Genomic DNA, 17721 nt, shown 5'->3' on the forward strand with positions numbered 1-17721 from the left:
CAGTTCAAAAATGTCTTGCCGCATGCCGGGAGTTTTGGGGCAAATGCGCAGCCGGAAACCCGCGCGGGCATGCAAGAGCGCCTCAACAGGGCTGTGACAGGATCAGCAAGGCCGCGCGCGCGGCCAAGGCCATTGTCGGCGCGTTGGTGTTGGCCGCAGGGATCAAGGGGATGGCAGATGCATCTGCGATTCGAAGGCCCTGCACGCCGCGCACCCGCAGCGCCGCATCTGTCACCTGCCCCATCGCGCAGGTTCCGACCGGGTGGTAATTTGTCTTCACTGTCGCGCGGATATGCCGGTCAATCGCCTCGGCCGAAGTGTCGCGGGGCATCAGGCCAGCCGTCACCATCCCGGCCAACGGTTCCATCGCCAGAATGCTCCGTGCCGCCGCGATCCCGTCGCGCATTGCCTGAAAGTCGGCTGGATCACGCAGGAAACCCGGATCGACCAGCGGCAGGCCTTCTGGGTCGCCCGGGTTCAGCGAAACCTGACCACGCGACCGGGGCCGCGCCAGACAAGGCGTCAGCGTCAGACCCCAGGTGGGGTCGATGCCGCTGACGGTGCGGTCCAGATAGACCGTCGGCACGCAGTAAAGCTGGATCAGCGGGCGCGGGTCGTCGCCCATCGGCAGGAAAGCGCAGGCCTCGACGCCGGTGGATGTCACCGGGCCACCGCGCGTCAGCAGGTAGCGCAGGCCGTGGCGCAGCATGGCCAGCCCGCGATCCTGGCCGAAGTAACCCAGGCCCCGGCGCAGGGCGCTGATCACCGGCACTTCGCAATGGTCCTGCAAATTCTGCCCGACGCCCGCAAGATCGGCCACAAGCGGAATGCCTGCCAAATGCAGTTGCGCCTGCGGCCCAAGGCCCGAGCGCAGCATCAGGTGCGGTGTGGCCAGAGCGCCGGCTGTCAGCACCACCTCGCGCGCAGCATAGGCCCGGCGGGTCTGGCGCCCTTCGGTGTAATCCACCCCCACCACCCGGTCGCCCCGCATCACCAGCCGTGTCACCCGCGCGCCGCTGACCAGCCGCAGCAGCGGATTGCCACGCAGGGGCGCCAGAAAGGCCCGTGCCGCCGAACTGCGCTGCCGCGCCCGCCCGTCGATGGTATGTTGCATCCGCCCGGCACCGGCCTGCGCGGCGCCGTTGAAATCCTCGTTCAACGGGATGCCCAAGGCAGCGCAACTGTCCAGGAACGCCGCCGTGACCGGGTTCATGTGCCCCAGATGCGACACTTTCAGCGGACCATCGCGGCCATGGAACAAGCCCCCCAGATCGGCATTGCCCTCCATCGCGGTGAAATGCGGCAGCATCGCCGCATAGCCCCAACCCGGATCGCCGGTCAGCGCCGCCCATGTGTCGTAATCCTCGGGCTGGCCGCGCAGATACACCATGGCATTGATCGCAGACCCGCCGCCCAACAGCCGCCCCTGTGGGATGATCATGCTGCGCCCGTCAAGCTGGGGCTGCGGCACCGTCGGATAGTATTTCAGGAACCGTTCCGAGTTCAGGAACTTCATGTATCCGGCGGGCAGGTCCAGCAGCGGATGGCCGCGCGCCGGGCCCTCTTCCAGCACCAGAACCTCAGCCCCCGCCTGCACAAGCCGCGCGGCTATCACGCAACCCGCCGAACCTCCGCCGACAATGATGTAGTCAGCCATCGTTGCCCCCGAACACCGCCCGCGCCAGCTGGTCCTGCGGTGCGCCGGTCACGGCCAGCGTCAACAACGGCCGCGCCGGACCGCAAAGCGCCCGCACCGCAGCGGGAGGGGCCTTTGGCAAGCGGGTCTTGTTGAGAAAAAGGGCCGAGACCACCAGATCAAGCGCGGCACGGTCAGGCCAGGCGGTGACCTGCTCGTCACGCAACACGCGCCACAACACAGCCGCAAGCAAAGGATCGCGCAGCGCCTGCGCCACGGTCTGCGCTCCAGCGGCGCGCCCCGGAAGGGCCAGCACCCCGGCTGCAAGCGTTGCCATTTCAACCATCCTGCAATGCCCGATACAGCCTGCGGAACCGCCCGCGCCGGGCGGCATAGGCGTCAGCCAGCGCAGGGTCGGGCCGCACTTCGGCGCGCAATGCCGGCGCCGCAAAATCGGCGGCGTCAAACTGCGGCGACAGGCAGGCGCGCGCCAGCTTTGCCGCACCATAGGCGGCGCCGAAATCGCCGGTCTCGGGGATCAGCAGCGTCAGCCCTGTCGCCGCCGCGATGATGCGCAGCCAGCTGGCCGACCGCGCCCCGCCGCCCACCGCATAAACCGCCCCCACCGGCAGCCCTGTGCGGGCCAGCGCGTCATGGCAATCTGCAAAGGCAAAGCCCACGCCTTCCATCACGGCCTGCACCAGTGCGGCCTTGTCGGTGCCCGCCGCCAGGCCCACAAAGGCACCACGCGCGAGGGGGTCATTGTGCGGCGTCCGTTCGCCCGACAGATAGGGCAGAAAGGTTGTCTCGGACGGCTGAGACACATCCAAAGGCACCATCGCGGCCAGATCAGGCGGTGTGCCCCCCAACTGCCGCGCCAGCCAGGTCAGGCTGTCCACGGCCGACAGCGTGACGGCCATCTGGTGCCAGCGCGCGGGCACGGCATGGCAGAAGGCATGCACCGCCTCGTCCGTGTTGGGGGCAAACCGTTCGGTCGCGGTGAAGAGAACGCCCGATGTCCCAAGGCTCAGAAAGCCTGCCCCCGGCTCCAGCAGGCCCATGCCGCAGGCGGTGGCCGCATTGTCGCCGCCGCCGCCCGCCACCGGAACCCGCGCCACGCCCCAGTCTGCGGCAATCTCGGCGCGCAGAAGGCCGGATTGCGCCGTGCCCTCGATCACATCGGGCATCTGGTCGCGTGTCAGGCCGGTGGCGGCCAGCAGCGCATCCGACCAGCGACGCCCCCCCACGTCCAGCCACAGCGTCCCCGCCGCATCCGACATGTCGGTGGCATGCTGCCCGGTCAGCCACAGGCGGACATAATCCTTTGGCAACAGCACTTTGGCGATGCGGGCGAAGATCGCCGGTTCATGCCGTGCGACCCACAGCAGCTTGGGCGCGGTAAAGCCTGCCATCGCGATATTGCCGCCGATGCCGCGCACATCCACACGCGCCTCCAACGCGGCGCATTCCGCGCCGGATCGGCCATCGTTCCACAGGATGCAGGGCCGCAGCGGGCGGTCATCTGCCCCCAGCAGCGTTGCACCATGCATCTGCCCAGACACCCCGACCGAGGCGAGCCGGGCGAACGCTTCGGGATGCGCAGCGCGCAACCCTGCCACGGCGGCAGAGGTGGCAGCGATCCAGTCATCCGGATTCTGCTCTGACCAGCCGCTTCTGGGGCGGCTGACGGTCAGACCCGCATCCCGGCTGCCGATGACACTGGTGTCATCTGCCATCAGCAGCGCTTTCACCCCCGATGTGCCGATGTCTATTCCCAGATGCACCGATCAGCCCCGCATGGCGATCTGGATCTTCACATCCGTCGGCCGCGCCTCGACCGCGCGGTCAAAGGCAGCGATGGCATCGGCAAAGGGCAGGGTGGCCGAGATCAGCGGTTTCAGATCCACCTTGCCCGACCCCATCAGCGCGATTGCCCTGTCATAGACATTGGCATAGCGGAACACGGTTTCCACCCGCGCCTCGCGCGCCTGCAGGCCGACGATGTCAAACGGCACCGGATCAACCGGCATGCCGACCAGAACAACCGTGCCCCCCGGCGCCACGATCTGCGGCAGGTCCAGAATGGCCCGCGCGGCGCCGGAACATTCGAACACCACATCCGCACCCCAACCTGCCGTCTCTGCCATCACCACATCGCGCAGCGACTGCGCGCCGAGATTGACGGGCAGGATGCCCGGATAGGCGGCGATGATGTCCAGCTTGGGCTGCGCCAGATCCGAGATGATGACCCGCGCACAGCCGCCCGCCAGCGCCGCCAGCGCCACCATCATGCCGATGGGCCCCGCCCCCGTCACCACCGCCACATCACCCGGCCTGATCCTGGCACGCAGCGCCGCCTGCATGCCGATGGCAAAGGGTTCCACCATTGCGCCCTCGGCAAAGCTGACGTTTTCGGGCAGCTTGTAGGTGTGGGCGGCCGGATGCACCACCTCGGGTGCCAGACAGCCATGGATCGGCGGCGTCGCCCAGAAGCGAACGGCGGGATCGACGTTGTAGATGCCCAGCCTGGTCGCCTTGGAATTCGGGTCGGGGATGCCCGGCTCCATGCAGACCCGGTCGCCGGGGGCCAGATGGGTGACGGCCGAACCGACGGCGATTACCTCGCCCGCCGCCTCGTGGCCCAACACCATCGGGGCGTTGACCACGAAGGGGCCGATCTTGCCATGGGTGTAATAATGCACATCCGATCCGCAGACCCCCACGGTATCGACCGCAACCTTCACGTCATGCGGGCCCACCGTCGTCGGCAGATCAATATCACGCAGGGCGAGGATGCCCTTCCGCTCCAGCACCAGCGCCTTCATGCTGCCCCCTCCGGTTCCAGAATGACTTTCAGTGAACTGCGCCCGTCGGCGGCAATGTCGATCCCCTCGCGGAACCGCGCCAGCGGCAGGGTGTGGGTCAGGATATCCTCCATCGGCAGGCGGCCCTCGGCGATCATGCGGATGGCATGGGGATAGGTGTTGGGTGACAGATGCGCGCCGTGGATGTTCAACTCCTTGCTGTCGCCGATGATCGTCCAGTCCACCGTGACCGGATCCTTGAACACCGAGAATTCGACAAAGGTGCCCAGCTTGCGGATCGCCAGCAGGCCCTGTTCCACCGATTTGCCCGCCCCCGTCGCCTCGATGTAAACATCGCAGCCATAGCCATCGGTCAGATCGCGGATCGCCTGCACCACATCCATCTCGGCCGGGTTCATCACCATGTCGGCACCGCACCGCTTTGCCAGCTTCAGCCGATGCGGGTTCAGGTCCAGCGCGATCAGCCGCGCGGGGTTCTTCATCCGCGCCGCCGCGACCATGCCAAGGCCCAAGGCGCCGCAGCCCGAGATCACCACCGTATCGTTGAACCCGATATTGCCCCGGTTCACCGCATGGATCGAACAGCCCAAGGGTTCCACAAACACGCCATGGCGCGGGTTCATCCCGTCAGGCAGGCGGTAGTTGCGCGATTTGGCGGGGTAGATCATGTATTCGGCCCAAGACCCCTGGGTGATGCGGTGAAAGCCGTACAGGTCATGCGGCTGGCACATCCAGTAATTGCCCTCACGGCAGAACCGGCACTCTCCACAGGGCACGATCTGTTCACTGACCGCCACATCGCCCAGTGCCAGCCCGTGCAACGCGCCTGCGCCTTCGCCCAAGGCCACCACGCGGCCGACGAATTCATGGCCAGGGATCACATCGGTTTCGGCATAGGCCTTGCGGTTGGCATCGCCCCAGAACATCGGCGTGCCCTGAAAGCACTTCACATCGCCGGCGCAGATGCCGGCGGCGATCACCTTGACCAGCACCTCTCCGGGGCCGGGTTGCCGCACAGGGCGGGTTTCCAGCCGGTAATCGCCGGGGCCGTGGCAGACGACGGCCTGCATCATGTCGGGAATTCGGGTCATGGCATCACCAGCAGGTATAGCCGCCATCCGCCGTCACGACCGATCCGGTCATGTAGCTGGAGGCGGAGGAGGCAAGGAACAGAACGACCGAGGAAATCTCATCCGGCTGGCCCGCGCGCCCCATGGGCGTCAGTTCCATCCATTTCGCGGCCATCACGGGGTCATCCTCCATGGCGTATTTCGTCATCTGCGTCTCGACATAGCCGGGGGCCACGGCATTCACCCGCACCCCGCGCGCCGCCCATTCGGTTGCCATCGACCGGATCAGGTGATGCACGGCGGCTTTCGAGGCGTTGTAATAGCTTTGGTTCTGCGGGCGGTTCGAGATGTCGCCCGAGATCGACCCGATCGCCACGATCGACCCCTTGCCCGCGCCCAGCATCTGCCCGCCAAAGGCCCGCGCGGTGTAAAGGACACCGTAGAAATTGGTGTTCATCACATCCTGCACCAGTTCATCCTCGGCCAGTTCGGCGGCGGTGCCCGAACGTGCGATACCGGCATTGGCAACCACCACGTCCAGCGGCCCCAACTTTGCTGCCAGCGCGGTGCATGCGGCGCTGTCTGTCACGTCCAGCAACTGCCATTCGGCGATCAACCCCTCGGCGGCAAGGCCCGCCACCGCCGTCTCCAGCAGCGCCTGATCGCGTGAGGTCAGGATCACATGCGCCCCGGCCTGCGCCAGCGCCCGCGCGCAGGCCAGCCCGATGCCCTGACTTGCCCCGGTGACCAGCGCGCGCTGACCCTTCAGGCTGAACTTTTCAAGAATTGTCATGACTCACCTCACCCTTTGTCCGCTGGCGCTATCGAAGAACAGGCACTGCCGCCCGGCCACGTCAAAGCGCAGCGTGGCGCCCAGTGCGGGGCGGAATTTCTTGTCGCAGCGCAGGTTCACCCGGTGGATGCCCATCTGCAACACGACATAGGTGGATTCGCCCGTCGGCTCGACCTCATAGACCGTCCCGCTGAACCGCCCCGCCTCGGCCAGCGCCGCATCTTCGGCCCGGAATCCCAGCGTCAGCGAACCCGCGCCGATGCAGGGCAGGTCGTCAACCCCGGGTGCCGCGAACCGCCCGCCCTTGGCCTGACCGGCCAGAAAGTTCATTGGCGGCGACCCGATGAAACCCGCCACGAACAGGTTCGCCGGATCGTCGTAAATCTCGTCCGGGGTGCCGACCTGCTGGATCGCGCCGTCACTCAGCAGCACCACGCGGTCAGCCAAGGTCATCGCCTCGATCTGGTCATGGGTAACATAGATCATCGTCACGCCCAGATTGCGCTGAAGGTGCTTGATCTCGGCCCGCATCGCCACGCGCAGCTTGGCATCCAGGTTCGACAGGGGTTCATCCAGCAGGAACACGCCCGGCGAGCGCACCAGCGCACGCGCCAGCGCCACCCGCTGCCGCTGCCCGCCCGACAGATCGCGCGGAAAGCGGGCCAGATAGGGCGTCAGGTCCACGGTTTTCGCCGCCGCCTCGATCTGGGCCTGCCGTTCGGCCTTGGCGACCTTGGCCACCTTCAGCGGATAGCCGATGTTGTCGGCCACGGTCATATGCGGGTAAAGCGCGTAGTTCTGGAACACCATCGCCACGTTGCGGTCGCGCGGATGCGCTGCCGTCACATCGCGGCCATCGAACAGCAGCTTGCCCTCCGTGATCGCCTCAAGCCCGGCGATCATCCGCATGGTGGTGGACTTGCCGCAGCCCGAAGGCCCCAGCAGCACCAGAAACTCGCCGTCGGCTATGTCCAGGTCGATGGGCTTCAGCACCGTGACCGCGCCATAGCTTTTCCTGATCCCTTGCAGGGTTACGCGGCTCATGTCCTATCCTTTTCTTATGATCCACTGGCCGAGGACGACCGACAGCAGCGTTGAAATCCACAGCGGCGCATAGGCTTCGACAAAGCGCATCCACAGCAGCGATATGGCGATGAACAGAACGACCGAGATGAAGATGCGGTCGAAGGTATTGGTCCTGATCGGCAGGAATCCGGTGCGTTCGCCCATGATCTATCCTTTCACCGCGCCAAAGGTCAGGCCGGCCACGATGTGCCGTTGCACCAGCGCCAGCACCAGCACCGCAGGCGCCAGCGTCAGCATGGCGACAGCCGCCAGTTGCCCCCAGTTGGTGCCGGTCACGGTCACAAACTCGGCCAGCCCCGTGGTGATCGTGCGCGCATGCACCGATGTCAGGGTCGAGGCGAAGAGATATTCGTTCCAGGCGAAAACCCAGGTCAGGATGCCGGTCACGGCAAGGCCGGGGCGGGCCAGCGGAAAGATCACGGTGGTCAGCACCGTGAAGGTGCTGGCGCCATCGACATAGGCCGCTTCGTCCAGCTCTTTCGGGATCGCATCGACGATGCCCTGCAACAGCCAGAAGGCAAAGGGCAGGTTGAACACGCAGTAAAGCAGGATCAGCCCGATGCGGGTGTCAAACAGCGACCAATCGCCAAACCGGAACCCGGTGAACATCAGGAACAGGGGCAAAAGGAACACCGCTGGCGGCGCCATCCGGTTGGTCAGCACCCAGAAAAAGATGTTGTCCTTGCCGATCAGCGCATAGCGCGACATCGCATAGGCCGCCAGCAAGGCCAGCACTGATACCAGCACCGCGTTCGATGTGGCGACGATCAGCGAATTGGTCATGTAGTGCTGAAAGGTGGGGTTCGCCAGAACCTCGGCATAGTTGCCCCAGGTCATGCTGGACACATCCAGCAGGAAGGACGGGTTGCCGAACAGATCGGCGCGGGTGCGCACCGACACCAGGAACATCCACCAGACCGGCAGCAATGTCAGCGCCGACATTGCCAGCCAGAACAGCACGTTCAGGGCGCGCGCCTGCAGGAAACCGTGTTTCATCGGGTTTTGTCCTTCATGCCAGTCATGGCGACGTAGAGAAACCAGCACATCACGATCGTCAGATAGAGCGTGATCAGCGACATGGCCGAGCCATAGCCGTAGTCGGTCTTGGGAAAGACCACGCGCCAGATGTGCAGCCCGATGAACCGCGTCTCGGCGCCCGGACCACCGCCCGTCAGCATCCAGACCTCATCCACCGTGCGCAGCGCGTCCATCAGACGGATGAAGATGGTGGTCAGCAGCACGGGTTTCAGAAAGGCCAGTGTGATGTCCCAGAAGATGCGCCACTCGCTTGCGCCATCAATGCGGGCCTGCTCCAGCGGCTCTTCGGGCAGGTTCGACAGACCCGCCATCAGCGTCAGCGTCACCAGAGGCGTCCAGTGCCAGATGTCCATGATAACCACGGTCGCAAAGGCCTGATCCGGAAAGCGCGACAGGATATAGCTGATGTCGAACCATTCCTTCATCCAATGCGGGATCGGGCCCAGACCCGGCACCGTCAGCAACCGCCAGGTCGCGCCCACCGCAATCGGTGCGATCATCAGCGGCAGGGTGTGGACAGTGCGGAACAACCCCTTCAGCGGCATGTCGCGCATCAGCATCTTGGCCAGGAAAAAGCCGATCACCAACTGGCTGAGCACGACGAAGACGGTGAACTTCAGCGTCAGCCACAGTGATTTCAGAAAGGCCGCGTCAAAGACCAGCCTGCGGAAATTGTTCACCCCGGCATATTGCGGATCGGGGTTCTGCGCAAAGGTGTTCCAGTCAAAGAACGACACCGACAGAACATAGACAAAGGGCAGAAGGCCCGTGATGACGAGGATGAACAGGGTTGGCGCAAGCAGCAGCCAGCCCGTTGTCGAATTGCGCATGGCCGTACTCCGGCATCTGGCGAAAAGGGCCCGGCGGGGCCTGAAGAACCTGCACCCGCCGGGAAGCGACCGCGCGTCAGTTGCCGCCGTAACCCAGATTGGCCATCTCGGTTTCGGCTGCGGCAGCCGCCTGATCAAGCGCATCCCCGGGCGTCATTGTTCCGACGATCGCCTCGTAGATGAACGGTGCAACCGCCTCGCGCACCTGTGCATGGAACGGGAACTCGGGCGCGCCCCTGAACAGGTATCCCTTGTCGCGCATCAGCGTGAAGTAGCCGTCGGCGATGGCATCGACAGCCTGCACCTTCGGATCGTCATAGGTGGCCTGATGCACCACGCGGCTGCCGGCAACCGCCCAGTCCGCCTGCACCGAAGGCTGGCCGATGTATTGCAGGAACAGCAGCGTCGCCTCCTTGTTCTTGGACGAATGCGGCATGCCGAATGCGCCACCGTCGTAATAGCCGATGTAGCCTTCGCCTGCCTCGGCCTCGGCCATCACGCCATCCACCACCGGCGGCAGCATCACCCCGACCTTGCCGACCACACTTGATTTTTCAGGGTTGGTTGCGATCCAGGCGGCGTTTTCGCCATAGACCCAGCCCTGTGCCGCGCGCCCGGCGGCAAAGGTCGATGCCACCTCGTCCCAGGTCGATGCGGTGGCTTCCGGCGGTGCGTAATCCAGCATGCTGATCCAGAAGGCCAGCGCCTCTTTCGCCTCGGCCGAATTCATCTGGCCACCTTTTTCAACCGTGGCGGCAGCCGTCTCGGCGTTGATGCCCCAGTTGTAGACGCCAAAGCTTGGCGCGATGGTCTCGAAGAATTCGTAGAACGACGCGGGGTGGCCCGAAGCAGCCTGAACGGTCGTGCCCCAAAGCTCGTCATTGGGGTCGATGTTGGCGAAGTATTCGGCATTGTCGCGCCACTGGTCGAAGGTCACAGCCGGGGCCAGATCGTAATTGTACTTGGCCTTGAACGCCTCTTGGTGCGCCGGCTCCTCGAACAGATCCTTGCGGTAGAGATAGACCTTGATGAAGGCCTCCATCGGCATGCCGAACACATCGCCATCCGCGCCGCGGAAGTTGTCGATGAAGGTGGTGAAGGCAGCCATGTCGAAATCGGGTGCCTGAAGGTCTGGGTTGGCCTCCAGCATGTCGGTGAGGTTCACCAGGAAATCGCGTGCGAGATAGGAATAGATGATGTCCTGTTCGATGTAGACGAAATCATAGATGCCCGATCCGGCCTCCATGTCCTTGATCGCCTTGTCGAACATCTGGTCCCAGGACGTGGTTTCGTATTCCACGATGATGCCGGTCTTGGCGGTGAACTCGGGAATCAGAACGTCTTTTACGTAGTTGGATGGCGGCGTGCTTTCCGATACACCCCGGATCGTCACGCCCTGCAGGTCTGCAGAGGCATCGGCCCAGAAGTCGGCACGGGCAGGCGCGGCAAGCGCAAGCGCGATCGCCGAAGTGGCGAGCATGAGTTTCATCATTTCAGTCCTCCCATTTGGGCCGTCTGCGCGGCCCGGCGCATCCTTCGATCTGCCGATGACCCTGCCAATGCAGCGTTACAGCCTTTCGAGGCAGGGGTTGAATACATTTGTTTCTACAGATTCACAAGTGTAAATACAGGTGTAAACTTTGATTTCCATTTGCTTTGGCATGGGGTAAACCTATCTGACGGCTCAGGCCAAGACCCGTGGAGGCAGAATGAACACCGTCTCGCCGGACGAAACCGAGGCTTTTCTGGCCGAGGTGTGCTGGCACTACTACGTCAACGAGTTGACCCAACAGGATGTTGCCCGCGTGATGGGTGTGACCCGGCTGCGGGTGAACCGTGCGCTGCAACTAGCGCGCGCCGAAGGCATCGTCCGCATCGAGATTGCCTCGCCCTTCGTCACACGGCTGGAAATGCAGGCCAACCTGTGCCGCAAGCTTGGCCTGGCCGAGGCGATCTGCGCCCCGGCCGACCCGGTGGACCACGATTACCACGGCCCGGTGGGTGCCGCGCTGGCGCATTGGCTGGCCAAGGGGCTGCGCGACGCGGCATGGACCTCGATCGGCCTGTCCTGGGGGCAGACCCTCAAGAGCGCGATCCAGCGACTGCCCCGCATGGCGCTTGAAAACCTGGAGATCGTGTCAATGATCGGCGGCACTTCGCAGGGTGCCAGCTTCAACGCCTTTGGCGTGGCCTCGGCCATGGCCGACAAGCTGGGCGTGAACTATTCGCTGTTTTCGGCGCCAATCTACCTGTCGCCCGGAACCGACCGCGCGATCTTTCTGTCTGAAGGCGCCTTTCAGGCCCATCTGGCCCGGCTCCAGAACCTTGATCTTGCGGTTCTGGTGGCGGGCGATGTCACGCAACGGTCATTTCTGGTCTCGATGGGTCTACCCACAGGCGTCACTCCGCAGCACCTGATCGACGCGGGCGCCGTAGGTGATGTTCTGGGCCATTTCCTGCAAGCCGACGGAACCGAGGTTGAGCACCCGATCAGCCGCAGCGCCATCGGGATGGATCTGGAATCGCTGATGAAGGTGCCCAATCGGCTTTTGGCCGCAGCCGGGGCGCACAAGGTTGACATCATCATCGCCGCCTGTCGCCGCGGATTGGTCCAGACCCTGATCACCGATGATGTCACCGCCCGGCTGGTGCTGGAGAAGCTTGCATGAAACCGTTGGTCATCTTCGATTTTGATGGTGTCATCGCCGACAGCGAAATCATCGCACTGGCAGAGTTGCAGACTTGCCTTGCCGCACATGGCCTTGACCTTTCGATGGAAACGCTGATCGACCGCTTTCTGGGTGCCTCCCTTGCCAGCATCACACAGGCGCTGGCCGACCACACGGGCGCCGACGTCGCCGGTGACTTTCGCGAGGCGTGGTATTCCGGCCTCTTTGCGCGCTACCGGTGCGAGCTGACGGCTGTGCCCGGAATCAACGCGCTGTTCGATTTCCTGGATGAGGCAAGGATCGACTATTGCATCGCATCGGGAAGCTCGCACCGAAGACTGGGCTTTGCCTTGGATTGCCTTGATCTGACAGAGCGTTTCGCGGGCCGTGCCTTCAGCGCAGAAGATGTGATGACGGGCAAGCCCGAACCGGACCTTATGCTTCTTGCCGCCCATCGCCGCGGGGCGGCCTGCCAGGATTGCATCGTGGTCGAAGATGCCACCGCAGGCGTGCTTTCCGCACGCCGCGCGGGCATGCGTGCCGTTGGATTTGTGGGCGGGTCGCACCTGAAGGATCTCAGGGAACATCAGTCAAGGCGCCTGACCGAGGCAGGCACCTTTGCGACAGCAATCGACCACGGTCACACAAGGGAATTCCTGCGTGGGATGTTGGATTCCAAAGGAATGGATTGAGCCAACCCCGGCCCCTTGAATGGTTTTCCGGTTGATTTCGGCTGCGGGCTGCACCTTTCGGCCGGGCTGGATGCGGGCGTGCGCTGGCAGGAAGGATGACGCGACAGGACGATCAGGGCGGCGGCTATGCGGCCATGATCCGGGCAAGGGTTTACCCCTGGTTGCCATGCAGGCGCGCCGCCCGCTGATCGAAACCGCGTCGAGTCGAGGCAACAAGCGCGGCCGGAAAGCTGTCAGGCATTTCAGCCACCGCTGTGGTGAAGGCCGCTTCCGCCGTTTCGAGAATGTCCGCGAAAATCCGGGCGACCTGTTCGCGCGAAAATCCTGCGGCCAGCCCCGTCTCGACGAAGTGCCGCCCCTGGATTTCCGAAACCTTGTAGTGGCGGCCTTTTCCGGCCCTCATGGCAAGTTTCATGTCCTTGATCTGGAGTTGACCGGCATCGAGGCTCGGCTGCACTGTCAGCACATCGTAAAGTGGCGTCATGGCAAAGCGTCCGCCCGGCATGAGCGCGATGCTGAAGTTCTTGGCATGCCCGTCGGTCGCGCCAATCAACCAGAACAGGATGGTGGCCTTCAGAAAACCGGCCCGGTCGCGAAGCGGCTCATCGCTGCCCTGCAGCAAGCTGCAGATCTCGACAATGCCAGGGCCGCCTTCGTTCTGGTATTTCCGCGTCGGCGGGACAGACAGCGCCTGGCAACAGTCTTCCTGCGGCAGACGCAGAAGCCGCCCGTCGCGGGCGCGCAACCGGTCGAAACGTTCGATGACCAGCGCCTTGGTGCCTGCGAAACGGGCTATCTCGGTCCGCGCCACCGGCAGGCCGAAACCCGCCATGAGCCTGAGGCAGAAATGCTCGTTCTCGATGCTGTCGGTCTGATCCATGCCATTGGGCAAGGCGCCGATCGCAGGCTTGAGAATATGGGTGGTCGGTGTCGTGCCGGTCGGTTCAAGCCAGCGGCCCTCGTGAAACAGCAAGGCGGTCTTTTCCTGCGCACCCGCGACCGAAATCCGAAAGTCTCTCTCGGCCCGGATGCCAAGGGGAGTGCGGGCAAGGTCATTGAGCATCGCGGCGATCTGCTCCTCGGTCAGTGGTTCGCCCGTCAGCAACCGGCTGTCACCCGGCTCTTGCCCTTCAGGCAGGAATTGCAGCGCGCCCACACAGTCACGCCCGATCCGGGCCAGCAGGCTGTGGGAATCCACCCCATCCGCGCCCACGCGTTCGGCCACGCGGCGGCGAATGTCGTCACTGTCGGGCAGCAGGTTCTCGAAGACAGCGATGACGGGTGGGCCGACGTAGCGCTCGGGCCGCAAAGGCAGCGAGCGTGAAATCGGAAACGTGTTCTCCCAGGCAAGCCAGTGGGGGGCATAGCTGAAGGCGAATGCGCCATCCGGCTCCCGGAAATACTGCCCGACCATGCGGCGGTTCATGTAGACGTCGAGTGGTGCGTAGCTGCGCCTGCGCCCCATCAGAACATGTCCTCCAGGTCGGATGGTCTGATCTTGCTGCGCGGCACGATGTGCAGTTCGAGGTCAAGTGCTGCGAGCAGGTCAAAGATTGTGTCAACCTTTGCCCCGCTGGCGCTGGTTTCAATGTTTGACACTGTGCGCTGCCAGATGCCCGCGCGCGAGGCCAGTTCGGCTTGCGTCAGGTTCTGGGCCTTTCGCGCCCTGCGAAGGGTGTTGCCAAGGTCTTTGGTGGTGCGTGCGATCTGATCCATGTGGGCAGTCCTTTCGGCACAACAATGATTGCAGGATCATAATGAGTCAATATGATGTAAAAATCATAAATCCTCTTCATGATCCATGGATCATAGCACGGATCCTACCGGCACAGGCCCTAACCTTGGCGTCGCCGCGCCATCATCCCGATAAAGAAGACCCCGCCAACAAGCCCTGTGACCACGCCGATGGGCATGTCTTCGGGTGCCACGGCCACGCGGGCCAGGGCGTCGGCCCAGATCAGAAACACGGCCCCCGCAAGCGCCGATGCAGGCATGACCCGGGCATTGTCGCCGCCCACCATCAGCCGGACCAGATGCGGCATCATCAGGCCGACAAAACCGATCAGGCCGGAAAACGCGACCATGACACCGGTGATCAGGGCAGCAACGACAAACACGGTCAGGCGAAACCGGCCAACCTCGATGCCAAGGCTTGCCGCCGTCTCGTCCCCCAGGCTCATGGCGTTCAGCCGCCCGGCCTGCGCCCAAAGCCACAGGCCGCAGGGCACCAGAACGGCCATCGGCCAGACCAGGTTGTTCCACTGCGCCAGGCCAAGCCCGCCCAGCATCCAGAACACCACCGTATGTGTGGCGCGCGGATCACCAAGGAAGATCAGGATGTTGGCCCCCGCCATGATGACGAAACTGACCGCCACACCTGCAAGAACCAGCCGGTCGGCACTGCTGGCGCCCGCCAGTTGCGCCACGCCCAGCACCAGAATTGTGGCCGCAAGCGCCCCGCCAAAGGCCATCAGAGGCACAGTCAGCAGACCCAGAAACATGCCGGTATGCATCAGCGCCGCGATGGCCCCGAACGCCCCGCCAGACGAGATGCCCAAAAGATGCGGGTCAGCCAGCGGATTGCGCGTCACCGATTGCAAGGCCGCCCCGACAAGGCCAAGGCCCGCCCCGACCAGACCGGCAAGGATCACCCGGGGAAAGCGGATTTCCCAGACGATGTTCGCGCGCCCCGCGCTCCAGTCAGGGATGACCAGACCGGGGGCGATCCGGTCAAGCGCGATGCCCCAGACCACCCCCGGCGGGATGGCCACCGCCCCCACGGAAACGGCCAGCACGATGGACAGCGCCAGCACCGCAGCTGCGGACAGCGCGATGCCGGACCCTGTCCCGATCCGGCGGGCCAGCGTGGGAGCGGTGATCTCGGCCATGCCTCAGTTGCCCCGGAACCCGGCGACCAGCTTTTCCACCGCCTTTATGTTGCGCGGTCCCGGCGTCGCCTCGACATATTCAAGGACCACGAACCTGTCGTTCTTCACCGCGTCGATGTTGGCGAAGGCGGGGTTCTCCTTCATGAAGGCGATCTTCTGGTCTGCCGTCACATCGCCGTAGTTGACGATGACCACGACCTGCGGGTTGCGTTCGACCACCGGCTCCCAGGCGATCTCGGCCCAGCTTTTCTCAAGGTCGGCCATGATGTTGACCCCGCCCGCCGCTTCGATCATCGCGGTGGGCATGGCATAGGCCCCGGCGGTGAAGGGCGCCTCCTCGCCACTGTCATAGACAAAGACCCGCAAGGGGGCAGAGCGGTTTACATCGGCCGTCGCCTCGGTCAGGCGGGCCTGCCAGCCAGCGACCAGTTCATCGGCCTTGGCCCCGACCCCGAAGATGCGGCCAAGGTTCAGGATGTCGTTGTACATGTCGTCCATGCTGGACTTGGCCTTGGGGCCGATGTGGATGCAGCTTTCGGTCAGCTCATAGGTCTGGATGCCAAGGGGTTGCAGCGTTTCGGGCGTGACCTCGCCCCCCACTTTCATGCCATAGTTCCAGCCGGCAAAGAAGAAATCGGCCTCGGCTCCGGCCAGAACCTCTTTCGTCGGATACTTGGCCGACAGTTCCGGCAGTTCGGCCACGCCTGCGCGCATCTCTTCATCCAGCGTCTTCCAGCCGGAAATCCCGGTGTAGCCCACCATCCGGTCGCGCAGGCCAAGCACCAGCATCATCTCGGTCAGGTTCACGTCGTTCGAGATGGCGCGGGCGGGGGCGGCGTCGATGGTCAGCTCGCGGTCGCAGCTTTGCACGGTGACAGGATAGGCAAGGGCTGCCGTGGCGGAGAAAAGCAGGGCAGCAAGCGAAAGACGGATCATGTCTTGGTCCTTGGTTTGTCAGAGATGGAAGGAAAAGCGCGGGGCATCGCCGGTACGGTCAATGCGCGCATGCACGTTGAAGGCCAGGGCTAGATTGGCCTCGGTCAGGGCGGTATCGGGCGGGCCATCGGCCAGGATGCGGCCCTCACGCAGGATCAGGACGCGTTCGGCAAACTCGGCCGCCAGGGTCAGATCATGCAGCGTGGCGATTACGGTCAGGCCTAGGCCCTTGAGCAGCGCCAGAAGTTCAAGCTGATGGCGGATATCGAGGTGGTTGGTAGGCTCATCCAGCACGATGACGCGCGGTTCCTGCGCCAGGGCGCGGGCCACCATCACCCGCTGCCGCTCGCCCCCCGACAATGTGCCAAAGGCGCGGTCGGCCATCGCGCCCAGATCCATCCGCCGGATCGCCGCCGAAATGATCGTGGCATCCTCACCGCCGGGGCCGGACAGGCCCGCCGCCCACCCCTTGCGGTGCGGCAACCGGCCAAGCGCCACGATCTGCCGTGCGGTCAGGGCAAAGTCGGTGGGCTGTTCCTGCAACACGGCGGCCAGATGGCGCGCGGCCTCGGGCGCGCCCATCAGCCATATGTCGCGACCCATCAACCGCACGGTGCCCCGGCGCGGGGCCTGATGCCGATAGATCAGCCGCAAGAGCGAGGATTTGCCCGCCCCATTGGCCCCGCAGATCGCGATGATCTGGCCCTGCGGCACGGCGAATGTGATATCCGACAGAATGTCTGCGCGCCCCCGGGGCCCCCAGAACACGCCTTCGACCTCGATGACATTCATTGAACGGCACCTTCGCGGGTGACGATGATTGCTGCCGGAATACGGGCGAGGGTGTTGCCGCAAAGGCGGGGTGGGCAGTCCTTTCCGCTCATCCAGCCGTCTTCCAGCGCGGCATAGAGGCGTGAGAACTCGACCAGGTCGTCGATCGGCTGAGCGGGGTCGATATCGCCGAACAGCCAGGTCGCCTTGGCCGTTGCGCGCCAGCCCACAACGCAAGGCCCGCCGTGACCCGGCACGCAACCGGCCAGACAGGCGGTGCCAGACACCTCAAAATCGCCGGAAAGATCTGCCGCCGCAATCGCCGCGCGCAGCTTTTTCAGCAGGGCAAAGCCCGGCTCGCAACTCGATCCCTGGTGTTTGCACGCCTTGCAAACCAGAATCTGGTGCGGCGCGGATTGCGCCACCGAATAGGACGGCGTGGCCACAGGTCTCGTGGCGGCAGGCCGCCGTTTCAGCACTTCCATCG

The 17721-nt window shown here is 64.3% G+C and carries 19 protein-coding genes; 2 read left to right on the forward strand and 17 right to left on the reverse strand.

The window, feature by feature from the left end; genetic code table 11:
• Positions 1-82: 82 nt before the first annotated feature.
• The 11 genes from GEU84_RS16190 to GEU84_RS16240 form a co-directional block, all read right to left on the reverse strand.
• Positions 83-1657, reverse strand: coding sequence for a GMC family oxidoreductase (locus GEU84_RS16190; protein ID WP_152827997.1), 1575 nt, complete (start codon positions 1655-1657; stop codon positions 83-85).
• On the reverse strand, positions 1650-1973 hold the full coding sequence (locus GEU84_RS16195; RefSeq protein ID WP_152827999.1) for a hypothetical protein: 324 nt from the start codon (positions 1971-1973) through the stop codon (positions 1650-1652). Before GEU84_RS16195 ends, GEU84_RS16190 begins: the two co-directional genes overlap by 8 nt.
• Before the next feature lies 1 nt (position 1974).
• Complete coding sequence (gene xylB / locus GEU84_RS16200; RefSeq protein ID WP_174539927.1) at positions 1975-3420, reverse strand: xylulokinase; 1446 nt, start codon at positions 3418-3420, stop codon at positions 1975-1977.
• A 3-nt stretch (positions 3421-3423) separates the two neighbouring features.
• Positions 3424-4461 carry an NAD(P)-dependent alcohol dehydrogenase gene (locus tag GEU84_RS16205; RefSeq protein WP_152828001.1) on the reverse strand — a complete coding sequence of 346 codons (1038 nt, stop codon included), beginning with the start codon at positions 4459-4461 and terminating at the stop codon, positions 3424-3426.
• Positions 4458-5552 carry a zinc-binding dehydrogenase gene (locus GEU84_RS16210; protein ID WP_217438589.1) on the reverse strand — a complete coding sequence of 365 codons (1095 nt, stop codon included), beginning with the start codon at positions 5550-5552 and terminating at the stop codon, positions 4458-4460. The genes GEU84_RS16205 and GEU84_RS16210 overlap by 4 nt, the downstream gene beginning before the upstream one ends.
• A 4-nt stretch (positions 5553-5556) precedes the next feature.
• Positions 5557-6324 (reverse strand): SDR family NAD(P)-dependent oxidoreductase, encoded by a 768-nt coding sequence (locus GEU84_RS16215; RefSeq protein WP_152828003.1) that lies wholly within the window; start codon positions 6322-6324, stop codon positions 5557-5559.
• Between the two features lie 3 nt (positions 6325-6327).
• A complete protein-coding gene (locus GEU84_RS16220; RefSeq protein WP_152828005.1) occupies positions 6328-7368 on the reverse strand; it encodes an ABC transporter ATP-binding protein in 1041 nt (346 codons plus the stop codon).
• A 3-nt stretch (positions 7369-7371) separates the two neighbouring features.
• A complete protein-coding gene (locus GEU84_RS16225; RefSeq protein WP_152828007.1) occupies positions 7372-7554 on the reverse strand; it encodes a DUF2160 family membrane protein in 183 nt (60 codons plus the stop codon).
• Between the two features lie 3 nt (positions 7555-7557).
• Positions 7558-8406, reverse strand: a complete 849-nt coding sequence (locus GEU84_RS16230) for a carbohydrate ABC transporter permease (RefSeq protein ID WP_152828009.1) — start codon at positions 8404-8406, stop codon at positions 7558-7560.
• Positions 8403-9278, reverse strand: a complete 876-nt coding sequence (locus GEU84_RS16235) for a carbohydrate ABC transporter permease (protein WP_152828012.1) — start codon at positions 9276-9278, stop codon at positions 8403-8405. Before GEU84_RS16235 ends, GEU84_RS16230 begins: the two co-directional genes overlap by 4 nt.
• Before the next feature lie 76 nt (positions 9279-9354).
• Positions 9355-10767, reverse strand: coding sequence for an ABC transporter substrate-binding protein (locus tag GEU84_RS16240; RefSeq protein ID WP_152828014.1), 1413 nt, complete (start codon positions 10765-10767; stop codon positions 9355-9357).
• Positions 10768-10987: 220 nt separating this feature from the next.
• Here GEU84_RS16240 and GEU84_RS16245 point away from each other — a divergent pair, with 220 nt between their 5' ends.
• Positions 10988-11947: a sugar-binding transcriptional regulator gene (locus tag GEU84_RS16245; protein WP_152828016.1), complete on the forward strand. Its 960-nt coding sequence runs from the start codon at positions 10988-10990 to the stop codon at positions 11945-11947.
• Positions 11944-12639 carry an HAD family hydrolase gene (locus GEU84_RS16250; RefSeq protein ID WP_152828017.1) on the forward strand — a complete coding sequence of 232 codons (696 nt, stop codon included), beginning with the start codon at positions 11944-11946 and terminating at the stop codon, positions 12637-12639. The genes GEU84_RS16245 and GEU84_RS16250 overlap by 4 nt, the downstream gene beginning before the upstream one ends.
• A 151-nt stretch (positions 12640-12790) precedes the next feature.
• On the opposite strand, the gene GEU84_RS16255 is transcribed toward GEU84_RS16250, so the two are convergent.
• The 6 genes from GEU84_RS16255 to GEU84_RS16280 all read right to left on the reverse strand — a co-directional run bounded on the left by GEU84_RS16255 (position 12791) and on the right by GEU84_RS16280 (position 17719).
• Positions 12791-14104 (reverse strand): type II toxin-antitoxin system HipA family toxin, encoded by a 1314-nt coding sequence (locus GEU84_RS16255; protein WP_152828019.1) that lies wholly within the window; start codon positions 14102-14104, stop codon positions 12791-12793.
• Positions 14104-14355, reverse strand: coding sequence for a helix-turn-helix domain-containing protein (locus GEU84_RS16260; RefSeq protein WP_152828021.1), 252 nt, complete (start codon positions 14353-14355; stop codon positions 14104-14106). Before GEU84_RS16260 ends, GEU84_RS16255 begins: the two co-directional genes overlap by 1 nt.
• A 119-nt stretch (positions 14356-14474) precedes the next feature.
• Positions 14475-15527 (reverse strand): FecCD family ABC transporter permease, encoded by a 1053-nt coding sequence (locus tag GEU84_RS16265; RefSeq protein ID WP_152828023.1) that lies wholly within the window; start codon positions 15525-15527, stop codon positions 14475-14477.
• Positions 15528-15530: 3 nt separating this feature from the next.
• Positions 15531-16463, reverse strand: coding sequence for an ABC transporter substrate-binding protein (locus GEU84_RS16270; RefSeq protein ID WP_152828025.1), 933 nt, complete (start codon positions 16461-16463; stop codon positions 15531-15533).
• Positions 16464-16481: 18 nt separating this feature from the next.
• Positions 16482-17255, reverse strand: coding sequence for an ABC transporter ATP-binding protein (locus GEU84_RS16275; protein WP_152828027.1), 774 nt, complete (start codon positions 17253-17255; stop codon positions 16482-16484).
• A complete protein-coding gene (locus tag GEU84_RS16280) occupies positions 17252-17719 on the reverse strand; it encodes a DUF1636 family protein (RefSeq protein ID WP_152828029.1) in 468 nt (155 codons plus the stop codon). The genes GEU84_RS16275 and GEU84_RS16280 overlap by 4 nt, the downstream gene beginning before the upstream one ends.
• Between the last annotated feature and the right edge of the window lie 2 nt (positions 17720-17721).

The sequence above is a fragment of the Fertoeibacter niger genome (assembly GCF_009380135.2).
In the GTDB taxonomy this organism is placed as follows: Bacteria; Pseudomonadota; Alphaproteobacteria; order Rhodobacterales; family Rhodobacteraceae; genus Fertoeibacter; species Fertoeibacter niger.